Origin of the sequence: Halalkalibacter wakoensis JCM 9140 (assembly GCF_000513095.1) — a bacterium.
Taxonomy (GTDB): domain Bacteria; phylum Bacillota; class Bacilli; order Bacillales; family Bacillaceae_D; genus Halalkalibacter; species Halalkalibacter wakoensis.
The window spans coordinates 39,259-57,899 of record NZ_BAUT01000001.1; the positions used below are offsets into that span (position 1 = coordinate 39,259).

14 protein-coding genes and 3 pseudogenes are annotated in these 18,641 nt (G+C 38.9%); all 17 read left to right on the forward strand.

Annotation, left to right across the window (positions count from 1 at the left end; translation table 11 throughout):
- Positions 1-7: 7 nt before the first annotated feature.
- The 17 genes and pseudogenes from rsmH (at position 8) to ftsZ (ending at position 18,570) form a co-directional block, all read left to right on the forward strand.
- A complete protein-coding gene (gene rsmH / locus JCM9140_RS00225) occupies positions 8-949 on the forward strand; it encodes a 16S rRNA (cytosine(1402)-N(4))-methyltransferase RsmH (protein ID WP_034740719.1) in 942 nt (313 codons plus the stop codon).
- Between the two features lie 9 nt (positions 950-958).
- Positions 959-1,306: a cell division protein FtsL gene (gene ftsL, locus JCM9140_RS00230; protein ID WP_235715243.1), complete on the forward strand. Its 348-nt coding sequence runs from the start codon at positions 959-961 to the stop codon at positions 1,304-1,306.
- A 90-nt stretch (positions 1,307-1,396) separates the two neighbouring features.
- Positions 1,397-3,574, forward strand: a complete 2,178-nt coding sequence (locus JCM9140_RS00235) for a penicillin-binding transpeptidase domain-containing protein (protein WP_052001972.1) — start codon at positions 1,397-1,399, stop codon at positions 3,572-3,574.
- A gap of 149 nt (positions 3,575-3,723) precedes the next feature.
- Positions 3,724-5,643 (forward strand): stage V sporulation protein D, encoded by a 1,920-nt coding sequence (locus tag JCM9140_RS00240; RefSeq protein ID WP_034740725.1) that lies wholly within the window; start codon positions 3,724-3,726, stop codon positions 5,641-5,643.
- 96 nt (positions 5,644-5,739) lie between these two features.
- On the forward strand, positions 5,740-7,206 hold the full coding sequence (locus tag JCM9140_RS00245) for a UDP-N-acetylmuramoyl-L-alanyl-D-glutamate--2,6-diaminopimelate ligase (protein ID WP_034740731.1): 1,467 nt from the start codon (positions 5,740-5,742) through the stop codon (positions 7,204-7,206).
- A 136-nt stretch (positions 7,207-7,342) separates the two neighbouring features.
- Positions 7,343-8,316: pseudogene (mraY, locus tag JCM9140_RS00250) on the forward strand (phospho-N-acetylmuramoyl-pentapeptide-transferase).
- Entirely contained in the window at positions 8,317-9,684 is a 1,368-nt protein-coding gene (murD, locus tag JCM9140_RS00255; RefSeq protein WP_034740734.1) for a UDP-N-acetylmuramoyl-L-alanine--D-glutamate ligase, read from the forward strand.
- A 212-nt stretch (positions 9,685-9,896) separates the two neighbouring features.
- Positions 9,897-10,918 (forward strand): annotated as a pseudogene (gene spoVE / locus JCM9140_RS00260) (stage V sporulation protein E).
- Between the two features lie 185 nt (positions 10,919-11,103).
- Complete coding sequence (gene murG, locus JCM9140_RS00265) at positions 11,104-12,195, forward strand: undecaprenyldiphospho-muramoylpentapeptide beta-N-acetylglucosaminyltransferase (RefSeq protein ID WP_034740736.1); 1,092 nt, start codon at positions 11,104-11,106, stop codon at positions 12,193-12,195.
- A 73-nt stretch (positions 12,196-12,268) separates the two neighbouring features.
- On the forward strand, positions 12,269-13,186 hold the full coding sequence (murB, locus tag JCM9140_RS00270; protein ID WP_034740739.1) for a UDP-N-acetylmuramate dehydrogenase: 918 nt from the start codon (positions 12,269-12,271) through the stop codon (positions 13,184-13,186).
- A 177-nt stretch (positions 13,187-13,363) separates the two neighbouring features.
- On the forward strand, positions 13,364-13,522 hold the full coding sequence (locus JCM9140_RS24265) for a hypothetical protein (protein ID WP_235715237.1): 159 nt from the start codon (positions 13,364-13,366) through the stop codon (positions 13,520-13,522).
- Between the two features lie 4 nt (positions 13,523-13,526).
- Entirely contained in the window at positions 13,527-14,144 is a 618-nt protein-coding gene (locus JCM9140_RS00275; RefSeq protein WP_235715238.1) for a cell division protein FtsQ/DivIB, read from the forward strand.
- Positions 14,128-14,844 (forward strand): DUF881 domain-containing protein, encoded by a 717-nt coding sequence (locus JCM9140_RS00280; protein WP_034740742.1) that lies wholly within the window; start codon positions 14,128-14,130, stop codon positions 14,842-14,844. The genes JCM9140_RS00275 and JCM9140_RS00280 overlap by 17 nt, the downstream gene beginning before the upstream one ends.
- A gap of 7 nt (positions 14,845-14,851) precedes the next feature.
- Positions 14,852-15,562 (forward strand): DUF881 domain-containing protein, encoded by a 711-nt coding sequence (locus tag JCM9140_RS00285; RefSeq protein ID WP_034740745.1) that lies wholly within the window; start codon positions 14,852-14,854, stop codon positions 15,560-15,562.
- Positions 15,563-15,565: 3 nt separating this feature from the next.
- Positions 15,566-15,916, forward strand: coding sequence for a small basic family protein (locus JCM9140_RS00290; protein WP_034740748.1), 351 nt, complete (start codon positions 15,566-15,568; stop codon positions 15,914-15,916).
- 198 nt (positions 15,917-16,114) lie between these two features.
- Positions 16,115-17,361: pseudogene (gene ftsA / locus JCM9140_RS00295) on the forward strand (cell division protein FtsA).
- 72 nt (positions 17,362-17,433) lie between these two features.
- On the forward strand, positions 17,434-18,570 hold the full coding sequence (ftsZ, locus tag JCM9140_RS00300; RefSeq protein ID WP_034740750.1) for a cell division protein FtsZ: 1,137 nt from the start codon (positions 17,434-17,436) through the stop codon (positions 18,568-18,570).
- Positions 18,571-18,641: the final 71 nt, after the last annotated feature.

Sequence of the window (18,641 nt, forward strand, 5' to 3'; positions counted from 1 at the left end):
TAGTGGAATGTTTCATCATGTGACAGTTTTAAAACAAGAGTCTGTAGATGGCTTAAATATTAAACCTAATGGAATTTATGTAGATTGTACATTAGGGGGTGCTGGGCATTCTTCTTTGATTGCAGAACAGCTTTCAGGAAGTGGACATCTCTATGCGTTTGATCAGGATGATAAAGCATTAGAGCATGCAAGAGAACAATTGCAACCGTTTGAGGCAAATGTAACGTTGATTCGTAGTAATTTTCGCTATATGAAGGAGAAATTACTCGAGCACGGTGTAACAAAAGTGGATGGAGTTTTATTTGATCTAGGTGTATCTAGTCCGCAGCTTGATGAGGCAGAGCGAGGTTTTAGTTATCATCAAGATGCCCCCCTCGATATGAGGATGGACCAGACAGCAGATTTGTCTGCATACGATGTTGTGAATGACTGGTCTTTTGAGCGCCTTGTAAAAATAATTTCGAGATACGGGGAAGAAAAATTCGCTAAGCAAATCGCAAGAAAAATTGAAGCGCACCGTGAGAACAAAAGGATTGAAACAACGGGTGAACTGGTTGAAATTATTAAAGAGGCCATACCAGCTCCGGCACGTCGAACAGGTGGTCACCCGGCTAAACGAACGTTTCAAGCCATTCGTATTGCAGTAAATGATGAATTAGGAGCGTTTGAAGAGGCTTTAGAAGATGCGATTGCTCTTTTAGCAAAAGGTGGCCGTATATCTGTTATTACGTTTCACTCTTTAGAAGATCGCCTATGCAAGGAAGTCTTTAAAGAGAAAAGCAAAGGTCCAGATTTACCACCAGGATTGCCTGTCGTACCTGTAGGGTATGAGCCGATCTTAAAGTTAATCACACGAAAACCAATTGTAGCTTCAATTGAGGAGTTAGAAAGTAATAATCGCTCACGCTCTGCGAAGTTACGAGTAGCAGAGAAGCAAAAGGGGGAATAGAAGTTGGCAATGGTAGCACGCAAAATACAAGAACAACAACAACCACAAACTCATACAAGGACAAGAGTACGTCACGTTCGTAACCCTATTACAAGGGGAGAGAAGACTATTGTTGCCTTGATTGCGATCGTCACATTTATTATTCTTGCTGTAATCGTAAATAATTTCGCATCCCTTTATACAATGAACCAAGAATTGTATAGATTGGAGCAATCTATAAGTAAACAACAACAAGTGAATGAAGGTCTGACATTACAAGTGATTGAACTTAGTGCTCCAGATCGTATTTTACATATTGCATCCGAACAGCTCGGGATGTCACTAGATGACAATAAAGTGAAAGTCGTGCAAAACTAGTTCAGCGATGAGCTAGTTTTTTTCGCTCATTCCATAAATTGGATTGGTGGGAGTCTTTTCTCTTTTGTATAGTAGAAATGAGGTGGGGAAATGGAAATAAAAAGATCGGTTACAAATAAGCGTGCCGTGTTGTTATTAAGTGTCATATTGGTATTGTTTCTTGTTTTGCTTGTTCGCATTATATATATTCAATCAACACAGGAAATAGACGGACAAAATTTACAAGCCCTAGGCGAGGAGCGTTGGACGAGTACAGAAGTCATTAAGGGTGTAAGAGGGACCATTTTTGACCGCTCTGGTAGCCCGGTTGCTCAAGAGGTGAATTCGTATACGGTCTACGCTGTATTGGATGAGAATTATCAAAGTTATGTTGCAGATATTGAAGAAACGGCACAGCTTTTAGCTCCACATATTAATATGGATGAAGAAAGTTTATTTAAGGCTTTTTCAAATGGAAAAGAAGAAGAACGATTTCAGATAGAGCTTGGTACAGGTGCAAGACATTTAACTTATGAACAAGTATCAGCGATTGTGGAGTTGGAATTGGATGGCATATACTTCCGTGAAGAGTCAAGGCGGTATTATCCGAAACAGACATATGCCTCTCATATTATCGGTTTTACTGAACGCGACACAGGGGAATCTAAGATGGGACTTGAGAGAAGCCTAGACGAAATGATGGCACCGAGTGATGGGGAAATTAGTTATCAACGAGACCGAAAAGGGTTTCCACTTCTTCATCCGAATGAGTCCATTACAGCTGCTAAAAATGGGCATAATGTGTATTTGACACTAGATTCTAATATCCAAACTGCACTAGAGCAAGTGATGACACAAGTAGAAGAGCAGTATAACCCTGAAAAAATGATTGCCATTGTAGCAGACCCAGAGACAGGTGAGATATTAGGAATGAGCAATCGGCCTAGTTTCAATCCAAATCATTATGAACAAATTACAAATTATTTGAATTATGCTATTGCGGATCGCTATGAGCCAGGGTCTACAATGAAAATGTTTACTGTTGCCGCTGCTATTGAAGAAGGGGTCTACAATGGAGAGGAACTCTATCAATCTGGTACGATTGAAGTGGCAGATCGTAGAATTGGTGACCATAATGAGGCTAGAGGATGGGGGGCCATTTCATTTAATGAAGGTTTCTATCGATCTTCTAACGTGGCCATGGCTAAACTTGTATTAGATCGACTTGGCTCAGAGAAACTTTATGAGTATTTAGGTAAGTTTGGTTTTGACCAGAGGACGGGTATTGATTTACCGAACGAGGCAGATAGTTTGCTTGCAAGAAATGGTCGTGTTGATGCTGCCACAACTGCTTTTGGACAAGGAAGTGCCGTTACACCGATTCAGCAAATACAGGCAGCAACAGCGATTGCAAATGATGGGAAAATGATGAAACCCTTTATTATCGACCGTATTGTCGATCCAAATACAGAGACAGTTGTTCAACAAAATGAACCTGAAGTTGTTGGAGAACCGATATCTAAAGAAACGGCTGATGAAGTGAAGGACCTTCTTGAAGGAGTTGTAACTCACTCTACTGGTACAGGTCACCCTTATTACATAGAAGGGTTTGATGTTATTGGAAAAACAGGGACGGCTCAAATTAATAACCCGCATGCACGAGGGTATATACAGGGTCATGGCGAGAACATTTTTTCGTTTTTAGGAATGGCTCCAAAAGAAGATCCTCGCGTTATTGTTTATGTGGCAGTAGAGCGTCCGAAGATTGGTTTGGATGAATCTGGCTCGGCACCAACTTCAATGATATTCAACACGATTATGAAGCATAGTTTACAATATTTAAATATCTCCCCAACTGTTGATGAAATTACAGAGGAAACTGAATCCGGGTTCAAAACGAAAAATTACGTAGGACAATCGCCAACGGACGTTAGAGAAATTCTAGCTGCTGAAGGAATTGAGGGTATGATCCTTGGAGACGGACTAACGATAGAAGCCCAACAGCCTTTACCAGAACGAGGGATGTTAGAAGGGGAACGCTTATTCCTTCGAACAAGTAGTGATTCTGTTAAGATGCCAGATTTGACTGGCTGGTCCAATCGGGACGTTCGTCGTTTTGCTCAAGTGATGGAGCTAAATCCAACATTTTTCGGGAATGGGTATGTTAACAAACAGAGCATCGAACCGGGGACAATGATTAGCGAAGGGGAATACCTCGTAGTGGAGTTTTCAACAAATGCTTTGAATTCAGATGAAAGGGATTTAGAAGCTGAATCAAACGACGAATAGAAAAGGGTGAATCGCACATAACATGTTCTAACCTCTCGTGTACAAGCATACGTTTAAACAAGCCCCGTCATAGTAGATTACAAAGATGTTACAGTGTAATCCATTTTAATGGCGGTAGATTGAAACGATGGATTTCGGGAGGTATTACGGTGCGAGTTTCAAACGTAACAGTTAGAAAACGACTCATTCTTGTATTATTTTTTGGACTGGCTGTGTTCTTAATCATTGCACTAAGACTTGGTTACGTCCAGTTTGCACTAGGAGATTGGTTAACAGATCGAGCAGAAGATTCATGGAGTCGAGATGTGCCTTTTGAAGCAAAAAGAGGGGAAATAAGAGATCGAAATGACGTTGTATTAGCGACGAATGTCAGTGCTCCGTCCATCCTTGTTGTTCCAAGGCAAGTGCAGGACCCTGTCGACACAGCTGAGAAGCTTGCTTCCGTTTTAAATATGGATCATCAAAAAGCATACGAGTATGTGACTAAAAATGAATCAATTGTTCGGATTAACCCTGAAGGAAGAAAAGTGACAAAAGAAAAAGCTAGTGAGGTTAGGTCATTACGTTTAGCTGGTGTTTATATTGCCGAAGATAGTAAAAGACATTACCCATTTGGTAGCTACTTATCGCATGTGTTAGGTTTTGCTGGTATTGATAACCAAGGGTTAACCGGATTAGAGCTGTATTATGATGATGAATTAAAAGGCGACAGTGGCTATGTATCTTTCTTTTCAACTGCAAAAGGGAATCGAATGCCAAATCTGGCAGACGAATATACAGCACCTGTTAATGGACTCGATTTACGCCTGACGATTGATAGTCAAGTGCAAACGATTATGGAAAGAGAGTTAGACATTGCAGAAGCAACGTACAATCCAGATGGAGCGATTGCGATTGCGATGAATCCTAATACGGGGGAAGTACTAGGAATGAGTAGTAGACCCCATTACAATCCTGAAAATTTCCGGGATGTCCCTGCGGAAATTTACAACCAGAATAAACCAGTTTGGATGCAGTATGAGCCTGGTTCGACATTTAAGATTATTACATTAGCTGCTGCTCTTGAAGAAGGAGAAGTAGATTTAGAAAAAGATACATTTAATGATCCGGGGTATATAGAAGTAGCAGGAAGAAATCTACGTTGTTGGAAAAAAGGTGGACATGGTCATCAAACGTTTTTAGAAGTCGTTCAAAACTCTTGTAACCCAGGGTTTGTTGTATTAGGTGAACGTTTAGGAAAAGACCGTTTGTTTGACTACATTGAAGATTTTGGCTTTGGGAAAAAAACAGGGATCGACTTGCAAGGTGAAGGGACAGGAATTCTCTTTAATCGTGATAATGTTGGTCCTCTTGAACAGGCAACAACGGCATTTGGTCAAGGGGTTGCCGTAACACCTATCCAGCAAGTTACCGCTGTATCCGCAGCGATTAATGGTGGGTATTTATATCAACCATTTTTAGCGAAAGAATGGGTTGACCCTCTTACAAATGAGGTAGTGGATCAAACGACACCAACAGTAAAAAGACGCATTATTTCAGAAGAGACTTCAGAAGAAGTGCGTTATGCGCTAGAGCATGTTGTTGCGTTAGGGTCTGGTAAAGGAGCTTATATTGATGGGTACCGTGTTGGTGGAAAAACCGGTACAGCTCAGAAAGCAAAAGATGGACGCTATTTAGAAAATAATCATATCGTATCATTTATTGGTTTTGCACCTGCTGATGACCCTCAGATTGTTGTATACGTGGCCATTGATAACCCGAAAGATACACTTCAATTTGGTGGGATTGTAGCTGCTCCGATTGTCGGTAACATTATAGGAGATAGTTTGCTTGCAATGGGAGTTGAAAAACGTGATGGCCAAATTGAGAAAGAAATGACCTGGGCGGATACACCACTTATTGAAGTACCCGACTTAGTTGGACGTACAAGGCGTGAGTTAAATGAATCGTATTATGAGCTGAAAGTTCATGCAGATGGAGAAGGGAATGTTGTACTTGCTCAATCTCCTGAACCTGGTGTGAAAGTTGAAGAGGGTTCAACAATCAGAATTTATATGGGTGACAAATGAGAATAAAACGTCTAAAATAGGTAAAGTGTTTTAGAAAGTTACATTTTGGTAAACGACGTTAATTTATGAAATGGATGATTGAGAGGTCTTCTAAATATGAAATTACAAGAGCTTCTTGTACCGCTAAAGTTCCAATATAATCAAGATCAAGTCTTAGCAAACCCTACTGTGACTTCGCTTGAAATGGATTCTAGAAATGTAAAAAACGGTACTGTATTTTTTTGTATTAAAGGATATACCGTAGATGGGCACGATTTTGCTAAGCAAGCGGAAGGACAAGGGGCGGTTGCGATTATCGCTGAACGCCCCCTTTCTGTGTCTGTGCCGGTTATTGTTGTTCCTGATACGAAACGAGCTATGGCGAAATTAGCATGTCATTTTTATGATTATCCAACAGAAAAGTTACAGCTAATTGGTGTGACGGGAACAAATGGAAAAACAACAGTTACGCATTTAATTGAAAAGATCATGCAAGATGCAAACCGTAAAACGGGTTTAATTGGCACGATGTATACAAAAGTCGGCAAGACGCAGTATGAAACAAAAAATACGACTCCTGAATCACTGCCTTTACAAAAATTATTTAAGGAAATGGTCGATGAAAAGGTGGACGTTTCATTAATGGAAGTGTCTTCCCATGCTCTTCATTTAGGAAGAGTTCGAGGGTGTGATTTTGATGTAGCTGTATTTACAAACCTTTCGCCGGATCACTTAGATTACCATAAAACGATGGAATCTTACTTATATGCAAAAGGCTTGCTGTTTGCGCAGTTAGGAAATACCTACTCAAATAAAGTGGCTGTTCTTAATGCAGACGATGCCGCTTCAGAAGAAATGGCTCGTTTGACGACCGTTGATGTTGTCACATACGGGGTGAGAGGGGAAGCTGATATTACAGCAAAAAATATTGAAATGACCCCTTCAGGAACAACTTTTGATGTCGTGGTCTTTGGACAAACAGAGCGAATTTCATTACAGTTAATTGGGATGTTTAGTGTTTACAATGCGCTCGCTGCAATCGCCGCTGCTTACGTCTCAGGTGTTAGCCTTACGTCGATTAAGCAAAGCTTAGAACAGGTTGAGGGTGTTTCGGGACGTTTTGAAACGGTTGATGAAGGACAAGACTTTACCGTTATCGTGGACTACGCCCATACGGCAGATAGTTTAGAAAATGTACTAACAACGGTTAAGGAGTTTGCCCAAGCAAGAATTTTCGCTATTGTTGGTTGTGGTGGAGACCGAGACCGAACAAAACGACCGATTATGGCACAAATTGCTACTAAGTATGCCGATCAAGCCATCTTTACATCAGATAATCCTCGGTCAGAGAATCCTGAGATTATTCTTGAAGATATGATTGCTGGGGTATCAAGCGGCGAATATGAAGTCATTATTGACCGTGAAACAGCGATTAAACAAGCTATTAATGAAGCAAAAAAAGGTGATATTATTATCATTGCTGGAAAAGGTCATGAAACGTATCAAATCTTAAAAGATAAAACGATTCATTTTGATGATCGAGAGGTTGCCCGTGACGCGATTCGGAGTCGATTCGTTAATTAATTCAGCGTAAAATTTGTAACAAAGGACATATCGATCGTTATTAAATGATATCAATAACTATAAGTGATCAATTTTCAAAAAATAAACGGACAAATGAATAAGGTTAATTGTTGAAAGAAAGGAGGAATGATCAGTGATGTTAGAGCGTGTCTTACTTCTTACCTTGCTGGCTTCATTTCTAATAGCTGTCCTCCTATCCCACTTTTTATTCCATTTTTAAGAAGGCTTAAATTTGGGCAGAGTATTCGTGAGGAAGGTCCAAAATCACACCAAAAGAAAAGTGGTACACCAACGATGGGTGGAATTGTCATTGTTCTTTCCATTATTGCTACTACGCTATTTATCTCGTTTAAATTTCTCTCTTTTAGTCAAGAAATCATGCTATTATTGCTCGTAACAGTCGGCTTTGGATTGGTGGGCTTCTTGGATGATTTTATCAAAGTTGTACTTAAGCGAAACCTGGGTTTAACGTCCAAACAAAAACTAGCAGGTCAATTAGTCATTGCAGTTCTTTTTTATACGGGTCTTATTCAAATGGATTTTTCAACAGAAATACACATCCCAGCTACGAATGTTTCGTTTGACCTTGGCTGGTTGTATCTTCCGTTAGTCATTGTGATGTTAGTTGGCGCATCGAATGCTGTTAATTTAACAGATGGTTTAGATGGGTTACTTGCTGGAACAGGGGCTATTGCATTTGGAGCGTTTGCCGTTCTTGCTTGGTATGCTGGATTTATTGATGTTTCGATCTTTAGTGCAGCAATTGTAGGGTCTGTACTAGGATTTTTAGTGTACAATGCACATCCAGCCAAAGTATTTATGGGGGATACAGGTTCGTTAGCTTTAGGGGGAGCCATTGCTGCTATTGCGATTATGACCAAAACAGAGATTTTGTTAATCCTAATTGGTGGTGTATTTGTCATTGAGACACTCTCTGTTATCATACAAGTGATTTCCTTTAAAACAAGAGGAAAACGAGTGTTTAAGATGAGCCCACTTCATCACCATTATGAATTATCTGGTTGGTCAGAGTGGAGAGTGGTTGTAACATTTTGGTTTGTTGGAATGATTTTCGCGGTTCTTGGAATCTATTTAGAGGTGTGGTTATAGATGAAGGATAAGAATCAATTTAAAGGAAAACGCATATTGGTTTTAGGATTAGCGAAAAGTGGTGAAGCGGCTGCAAAGTTGTTAAACCGACTTGGAGCAATCGTAACAGTTAACGATTCAAAGCCGTATGTGGAAAATGAACAAGCAAAAGACTTAGAAAAGCTTGGCATAAAGGTTGTATGTGGGCACCACCCATTATCTCTTTTGGAGGAGTCCCTTGATTATGTGGTAAAGAATCCTGGTATCCCGTATACAAATCCACTTGTGCAAGAAGCAATACATAGGCAATTGCCTGTTGTGACTGAGATTGAAATTGCTTCTCTTATTAGTGAGGCTGAAATGATTGCAATTACTGGTTCAAATGGAAAGACAACAACGACTACGCTTATCCATGAAATGCTGAAAAATAGCAGAAGAGAGCCATTAATTGCAGGTAACATCGGCACTGTGGCATGTGAGGTTGCAGAAAAAGCAACTAACGAACAGATCATGGTAGTAGAAGTATCTTCTTTTCAATTGTTAGGGACAGAGCAGTTTAAACCAAAGGTAAGTGTCTTCTTGAATCTATTTGATGCTCACCTTGATTACCACGGCACGAAGGAAGAATATGGTCTTGCAAAAGCTAAAATCACAGCAAACCAATCAAAAGAAGACTATCTCGTTTTTAATTATGATGATCCATTCGTCAGACGAATGGCTAATGAAAGTCAAGCAACTTTAATCCCCTTTTCCGTTAATGAACGACTTGAAAAAGGAGTCTACATTCATGAAGGGTCAGTCTATTATCAAAATCAAGCAATAATAAAGCTTGAATCTGTTGTCTTGCCTGGTTCTCATAACAAGGAGAATATTTTAGCCGCGATAGGAGCAGCTTTGATAATGGGTGCCGAACTAAAGCAAATTAAACATGTTCTTCAAACATTTAGTGGAGTTGAGCATCGTTTACAGTTTGTTACGAATTTTGAAGGTAGGCAGTTTTTTAATGACTCTAAAGCTACAAATATTTTGGCTTCTCAAAAAGCATTAGAAGCATTTCAACAGCCAACTATTTTGCTAGCAGGTGGTCTTGATAGAGGAAATGAGTTTGACGAACTTGCTTCTTCTTTAAGAAATGTTAAAGCCTTAATAACATTTGGAGAAACAAAAGAAAAACTTGCAAGAGTTGCAAAGGAAGCCAATGTAAATACCATTATTTTTGTAAATGATATGGTAGAAGCAGTTGAAACAGCATTCGAACAGTCAAATCCAGGTGATGTAATATTATTGTCTCCAGCTTGTGCAAGTTGGGATCAATATAAAACATTTGAGGAACGAGGAAAACGATTTGTTGAGGCTGTTCAAGGTTTGAATACAACATCAAAATCGTAGAAAAAAGGTCAGCTCAGTTGCTTGAGTCGACCTTTTTTATGTGTAGAAGTGGACATGTTTTTGGCTTGTCTTGCATACGTTTAAGGTGAAGGGTTGTACAGAATGAACTTAAATTGTGTCAGATGAGGTGTGAAGATATGCCAAAAACAAGAACAGCACCAGATTATGTCCTGCTTTTTACGACTATTTTGCTTTTGGTTATTGGACTAATTATGGTTTATAGCGCAAGTGCTGCATGGGCAGGCTACAGGTTTGACGACTCTTTTTTCTTTGCAAAAAGGCAGTTGTTTTTTGCTGGGGTAGGGGTTCTAGCCATGTTATTTATTATGAGGGTTGATTATTGGACGTGGCGAACTTGGTCAAAGGTGATTATTATTGTTTGTTTTATTTTACTAGTTATCGTCCTAATACCAGGAGTTGGACTCGTGCGTGGGGGAGCTAGAAGCTGGTTAGGAGTCGGTGCATTTTCTATTCAACCTTCAGAATTTATGAAAATGGCAATGATTGCTTTTTTAGCGAAATATTTGTCTGAAAATCAAAAGAAAATTGTCTCATTTAAACATGGCCTTGTTCCATCTTTGTCACTAGTGATGGTTGCGTTTGGAATGATTATGCTTCAACCTGATTTAGGAACAGGTGCTGTTATGGTAGGGACATGTGTTGTGATGATCTTTGTTGCTGGAGCTAGAATTAGTCATTTTGCATGGCTTGGAGTTGCGGGTCTTATTGGTTTTGTAGCACTTATAGCCTCTGCTCCATATCGGATAAAACGAATTACCTCATTCTTAGATCCTTGGGAGGACCCTTTGGGTAGTGGGTTCCAAATTATTCAATCGCTTTATGCAATTGGCCCTGGGGGCTTAATGGGAATGGGATTAGGGAAAGTAGACAAAAGTATTTTTATTTACCTGAGCCACAAACGGACTTTATTTTTGCTATATTAGCAGAGGAGCTTGGTTTCATCGGTGGATTTATTGTTCTCTTCTTATTTGGAATTTTATTGTGGAGAGGAATTCGGATCGCATTAGGAGCACCAGATTTATTTGGTAGTTTTTTAGCTGTTGGAATTATATCAATGGTAGCAATCCAGGTTATGATCAATGTTGGGGTTGTAACAGGTTTGATGCCTGTAACGGGTATAACGCTTCCGCTATTAAGCTATGGTGGTTCTTCATTAACATTAATGCTCGTTTCAATTGGAGTCTTACTTAATATTAGTCGGTATGTTAGATAGATAAATAGATAAATAAAGAAGTAGTTGTAGCTCATTGTTGCAACTGCTTTTTTATTTGAAACGATTGAATAGTGTGTAAAAGTGTAAAACATATATAGAACTGTAAAAAACTAAAAGGTTTCGTGTATAATACAAGTTCTGTTCATGATAAAATGGTAACAATCATGTTTTTTGGGAGGATATCAATGAGAGTAGTTGTAAGTGGTGGAGGCACAGGGGGACATATATATCCCGCCTTATCATTAATTAAAGAAATACAAAAAAATCATGTAGATGCAGAAATTCTTTACATTGGTACAGAAAAAGGGTTAGAAGCAGATATTGTTCCAAGAGAAGGAATTCCATTTAAAACGATACATATAACCGGCTTCAAACGAAAGCTCTCGATTGAGAATATTAAAACCGTTACTCGCTTTTTAGTAGGGGTAAAACGTGCGAAGAAATTAATCAACGATTTTAAACCAGATGTTGTGATTGGAACAGGAGGGTATGTTTGTGGTCCAGTCGTTTATGCTGCAGCAAAATTAAACATACCTACAGTCATTCATGAACAAAATAGTGTACCGGGATTAACGAATAAGTTTTTAAGTAAGTATGTCGATCGAATTGCAATTTGTTTTGATGAGGCAAAGCAGTTTTTCCCCGAAAGCAAAGTTGTGTTTACAGGTAATCCTCGAGCATCAGACGTATTAAATATTGACGGGGAAGCAGGTAGAACTTCATTAGGGCTAGATCGTAACAAAAAAACTGTTTTAATTGTTGGTGGAAGTCGAGGCGCAAAACCGATCAATGATGCATTTTTATCAGTACTTGACGAGTGGCCTAAAAAAGGGTACCAAGTTGTTTATGTAACAGGGTCGGTGCATTACGATAACGTCATGGGAAAAGTGAATCAAAACAGTCAATCCGATCAGGTTATAATAAAACCGTTTATTCATAACATGCCTGATGTATTAGGTGCAGTTGATTTAATTGTTGCCCGTGCTGGTGCAACGACATTAGCAGAAATAACGGCACTTGGGTTGCCGAGTATTTTGATCCCTAGTCCATATGTAACGAATAACCACCAAGAAAAAAATGCGAATGCCCTGAAGTCAAATGGTGCAGCTATTGTCTTGAAAGAGAATGAGATGAATGGACCGCTTCTTTTGGAGCATATTGATACGGTTTTAACTACGGAGCAAAAGTGGAATGATATGAAAAAGGCTGCAAAAGATTTAGGAGTACCAAAAGCAGCACACAATCTGTATGAACTATTAAAAGGAGTTTCACGATAACTAGGTATTTGCATAGGGTAACTATAAATAAACTAGTTAGTTTACTTCTTGCTTTATGAAAAGAGGGAAAGATATGAAACAGTTTTTGGAAGAGATTCAAAAAGAGAACATAGGGATTGTTAAAGTAAATGAACCCCTTTCTAATCATACTACATGGAAAATTGGCGGGCCGGCCGATGTTCTCATTGAACCGAATAGTTTGGATAGCTTAAAACATGTAATGACGTTATTGAATGATTTTGATATTCCTTGGAGAGTCATTGGAAGGGGCTCTAATTTACTCGTGTCTGATGGTGGAATTCAAGGAGCAGTGATCAAGTTAGGGAAGGGTCTTGATCAACTTGAAATTGATGACGAAACGATCCGAGTTGGTGGAGGCTATCCACTCATTAAACTTGCAACAGTAATAAGTCGAGAAGGGTTAGCGGGCTTAGAGTTTGCGGGAGGAATTCCTGGATCAGTTGGTGGGGCTGTGTTTATGAATGCAGGAGCACATGGTTCAGATATTTCAAACATATTAAAAGAGGCTCTTGTTCTTTTTCCTGATGGGCGACTTGAGTGGATACAGAACGAAGAGATGGGATTTTCGTACCGAACGTCTCGTCTTCAAGAAGAAAAAGGAATATGTGTGGAAGCAGTCTTTCAATTAAAAAAAGGTGAAAAATCAGAAATTGTAAAGCATATGCAAGCAAACAAAGATTACCGCCGGGAATCGCAGCCGTGGAAACATCCAACGTGTGGAAGTGTTTTTCGAAATCCACTGCCTAACTATGCGGGCCAATTAATTGAGGAAGCTGGTCTCAAAGGGTTTCAAATTGGTGGAGCGCAAATTTCAACGATGCATGCCAATTTCATTGTAAACATTGACAATGCAAAAGCTGAAGATGTTATCAATTTGATTAATCATGTGAAAGAAACGATTAAAACGAAACATGATGTTGAAATTGAAACAGAAGTTGAAATGATTGGGCGGCCAAAAGAAAACGAGTAAAAGAGCTTATTTTTATGAGTGAATATGTTACAATTAGCAAATCAGGCAATTTGATTAATCATTCCTCTTTTCCTCTGAATATGGAGGAAGAGAGGGTTTCTGTTCAAATGAATTTCCTTAAAATTGAAAATCTAGGAATTTAGTAAAAGGATTGCTGACATAGTCGGAGGAGAACATATGAGTAAGGAAAAAGTAGTAACGATTAATGAAAGAATCCCATCTTTAAAGGAACAGCGCAAACAGCGTTCAAATCGCCGATTGCTGTTTTTTTTATCTTTTCTTTTTTATTCTTCTTTTATTAATGGTCTACTTTCAATCTCCTTTAAGTCACGTTAGAAATGTGATCGTTGAAGGGAATCATTTTGTTTCTGAAAGTGAATTGGTCACGATAAGTGATTTGAGTACTGGGACAAGCATGTGGAATCTTGATAAAGAAGAAGTGAAAAATAGAGTTCTCGAACATGTTGAAATTAGTTCTGTTGAAGTGAAGAGGGAATTACCTAGCACAATTGTCCTTACAATTGAGGAGTATGCTAGAATTGGGTATCTTTTTCGTGATGATAAATACTTTCCTATTTTAGAAACAGGTCAATTTTTGGACGAATTGCCCAGACAAACTTTTCCTTCAGATGCCCCTTTATTAATTGGGTTTTCTCAAGGTGAAGAATTAGCGGAATTATCTGCAGAACTCCAGAATATCCCAAGTCAATTAATTGAAAGAATTTCAGAGATTTTTTATAAACCGACTGAAAATGATTCTCTTTCGATCATTCTTTATATGACTGACGGAATTGAAGTGCATACGTCCATTCGAAATTTTTCAGAGCACATGGCACCGTATCCATCTATCGTAAAGGAATTAGATAGAAATAAACAAGGTATTCTTCATATGAGAATGAGTCCTTATTTTGAAGAATTTGTAACAGAGGAGGAATCAGAAAGTGAAGGTGAAGGGTAAACATATCATTCTATCCTTCGTCTTGCTGGTAACTGGATTTATCTTAGCCCTTAGTTACGAAATAACAAGCGAAAGAAGTTCTTCGCTTCTTCCTGGGTTTGAGCGACAATGGGAACTTGAAGATGAACTTAGAAACCAAGTGATAATGGAGCAAACAACCAATCGGAAATTGCAAGAAGATTTGCGATTGTATCAATCTCAAATTAGAGACCTTGAAACGAACCTTGCTTCTATGGACGAAGAGCAAGAAATAAAAGCGAAAAACATGTTAGAGGACATTGAGCGTTTGCGTAAGCTTGTAGGACAAGTGGCGGTTCAAGGACCTGGAATTGAGGTGTCCCTTGAAGATGCTGATTACTTGCCAGATGGTGCGAACCCAAACGATTATATCGTTCATGAATTTCACATTCAAAAAGTCGTGCACGAATTATTTGTTGCCGGTGCAGAAGCAATAGCTATTAATGGTTTTAGACTTTCACACCAATCATATATTCAGTGCACGGGACCGGTCATTAGAGTTGATGGAAATGTTTCGGCTGCACCATTTGTTGTGACAGCTATTGGTGATTCGGATCATTTAGAGTCAGCTTTAACATTGCCTGGTGGTGTGCAACAGCAACTTGTAAATGATGAAATTTCTGTTCGAATTCAAAAAAAGAATATGTTAACACTTGAGCCTTACCTGGCGGAGAGTGGGTGAGGAAGTCATGAAAAATGTTACATGGATTTTTACGATTGTTTGTTTCATCATTGGTTTAATGTTAGCAATTCAATTTCAATCGACTCAAGAACCTGTCATACGGGATACAAGAGATATTCGTGAACTAAGAAGAGAAATGCTAACGGAGCAAGAAAGAAGGCAGCAACTGAATAACGAGATTGAGAAAGCACAAACGTTATTGCTTCAATATGAAAGGTCAATGGATAATCGAGAAGAGGATGTTACGTTGGTTCTTTCTCAACAAATTGATCAATTACGTAACGATGCAGGACTTGAACCAACACATGGAGAGGGAATAGTGATTACCATTGATAGTTTGTATAATGACCAATTTGTTGGTCAGGCAAGACGTTCTCCATCTTCTGAAGTTCTTCGTTATTTAGTGAATGAGTTAAATATTTATGGAGCGGAAGAAATTGCTGTTGGAACAGAGCGAATTATTACGACTTCCGCGTTTCGAGATGTTAATGAAATTACTTATTTAAATAATCGTCGATTGCCCCCTCTTCCATTACAAGTTCACGTTCTTACAAATAAATCAGAAAGCTTACACAATCATATGGTTGTTTCGGCATCAGTTGAATATTTAGAGATCCGAGGTTTTTCTGTAACGATTGATCAAGTAGAAGAAGTGGAGATACCAGGGTATGATCAAACGAGACGTGTTCGTTATATGGAAGAAGTAAAGGAGGGCTAGTCGATGTGGTTGCCGATCATCGGGTTGCTTGTTGGAATTGTTCTAGGATTATTAACAGACTTTCGAGTTCCGGCTGAATATTCTAGTTATCTTTCTATCGCGGTTCTTGCAGCATTAGATACATTGTTTGGTGGAATTCGAGCTTATTTGCAAGATACATTTGATTCTAATGTATTTTTATCGGGTTTTTTCTTTAATATTTTATTAGCGGCAGGTTTAGCTTTTCTAGGTGTTCATCTTGGTGTAGACTTGTATTTAGCCGCTATCTTTGCCTTTGGGGTGCGCCTGTTTAATAACATAGCTGTTATTCGCCGAATGTTACTCTCAAAATGGCAAGTAAATCGGTCAAAATGAACAAAATCTAACAAATATATGAAAATAAGTGAGAAACATGAAAAAATTTAGAAAATCGACGTTTATTTAAAAGGATAATAGTATCAAATGTTGAATTAGTCTATAATCTATGAATATGGTAATGTCGCTAATGCAAAAGGGATACTATTATGTAAAATTAAATTGACGCGATGGATTACAACAAGGAGGTGCCATAGATTGAACAACAGCGAGATTTACGTAAGTTTAGACATCGGTACATCCAATGTCAGAGTGATCATTGGTGAAATGTCAAATGGAACGATGAACATTATTGGAGTTGGAAAAGCAAACTCTGAAGGGATAAAGAAAGGTTCAATTGTTGATATTGATGAAACGGTCCAATCCATTCGAAGAGCTGTGGACCAGGCAGAGCGAATGGTTGGACTTTCAATAAAACAAGTGGTAGTAGGGGTGAATGGGAATCATATTCAACTTCAGCCATGTCATGGCGTAGTGGCTGTTTCAAGCCGGATAGAGAAATTGGTGATGAAGATATTACGCGTGTAATTGATGCTTCCCAAGTTTTATCTATTCCACCTGAACGTGAGATTATTGATGTAATTCCAAAGCAATTTATTGTTGATGGACTGGACGAAATTAATGATCCTCGTGGGATGATCGGCGTAAGACTTGAGATGGAAGGTATGATTATAACTGGTTCAAAAACGGTTTTACATAACCTGCTTAGATGTGTTGAACGAGCAGGGTTACAGGTTGCCGAAATTTGTTTACAGCCTTTAGCAACGAGTTCTGTCGCTATTTCAAAAGATGAAAAAAGTCTAGGCGTTTGTTTAATTGATATTGGTGGTGGATCGATAACTATTTCGGTTTTTGAACAAGGAACTTTGCAAAATACAACCGTCTTACCTATTGGTGGAGACCACATTACCAATGATATTGCGATAGGTCTTCGGATTTCTACTGAGGAAGCGGAACGAATTAAGACCAAATATGGACATGCCTATATTGATGATGCTTCAAAAGAAGAGCGTTTCGATGTGACGACTATTGGTCGTTCGGAGTCGGAAGAGTACTCACAATTTGAATTAGCTCATATTATTGAACCGAGAGTCGAAGAAATGTTTGAATTAATTTATCGAGAAGTAACGCGTTTAGGTTATCGTGATTTTCCTAGTGGATATGTGTTAACAGGTGGTACTGTTATGACTCCTGGTGTGTTAGAATTAGCTAGTGAGTTATTACAAGGCAATGTCCGAGTGGCTGTCCCCGATTATTTGGGTGTTCGAGAACCTCAGTACACAACAGGTGTTGGCCTCATCCAGTTTGCTTACAAAAATGCAAAAGTACAAGGAAAAGAAGTTGCTGCTTCCGTTAGTGAAGATCATTCCTATGAGGAACCAACGCGTGAGCGTAACGATAAGCCGACAGCTACGAAAAAAGAAAAACCGAAAACAAAAAGGTAAAAGTGAAAAACTGGTTTAAAGTTTTTTTGAATAGACATTGAACGGGATTTAGTCTGATTAGGGGGACCTTACATGTTAGAGTTTGAAATGGATATGGATCAATTAGCACAAATTAAAGTTATAGGAGTCGGTGGCGGTGGTAGCAACGCCGTGAACCGAATGATTGAAAATGGCTTGCAAGGTGTTGAGTTTATTGCTGTGAATACAGATGCTCAAGCATTGCATTTATCAAAAGCTGAAGCAAAGTTACAGCTTGGCGGAAAGCTAACACGTGGTCTTGGAGCTGGAGCTAATCCAGACATAGGAAAAAAAGCTGCAGAAGAAAGCCGTGAGCAGTTAGAAGAAGTCTTGCAAGGTGCGGACATGGTGTTTATTACTGCTGGAATGGGTGGAGGTACAGGTACAGGTGCGGCTCCAGTTATTGCTGAAGTGGCGAAAGAGCTAGGCGCTTTAACAGTTGGGGTTGTAACAAGACCATTTACATTCGAAGGTCGTAAACGTTCCACACATGCTGCAGCAGGAATCCAAGCTTTAAAAGAGAAAGTGGATACATTAATTGTTATTCCTAATGATCGTTTATTAGAAATTGTCGATAAAAACACACCAATGCTTGAAGCTTTTAGAGAAGCGGATAATGTACTTAGACAAGGTGTACAAGGTATCTCAGACTTAATCGCAGTACCAGGTTTGATTAACTTAGATTTTGCAGACGTGAAAACGATTATGAGTGAAAAAGGTTCGGCATTAATGGGGATTGGGATTGCCACTGGTGAAAACAGAGCAAGTGAGGCAGCGAAAAAAGCCATCTCGAGTCCATTGCTTGAAACATCGGTTGATGGGGCACAAGGTGTCCTTATGAATATTACTGGTGGTTCAAACTTATCTTTGTATGAAGTTCATGAAGCTGCAGAAATTGTATCGGCTGCTTCTGATCAAGAAGTAAATATGATCTTTGGATCTGTTATTAATGAAAATCTAAAAGATGAGATTGTTGTAACAGTAATTGCGACGGGTTTTGATGATGTTGAGAATAATGGTCAGCCACGACCAATTTCACCTAAAGTGACGAAAACAACAGCAAATCAAGCGCCTGTACAAGAAGAGCAAAAAGAATCAAGATTTGCTCAATCCACGCAGCAGTCTCAAGAAGCAACCGATACGCTAGACATCCCAACTTTCTTGCGTAATCGTAGAAACAGAAATAGATAATGTAAAAGACTACTTACTTAGGCAAGCTTATTATAACTAAGTGAGTAGTCTTTTTTTTGTATTCTAATTTC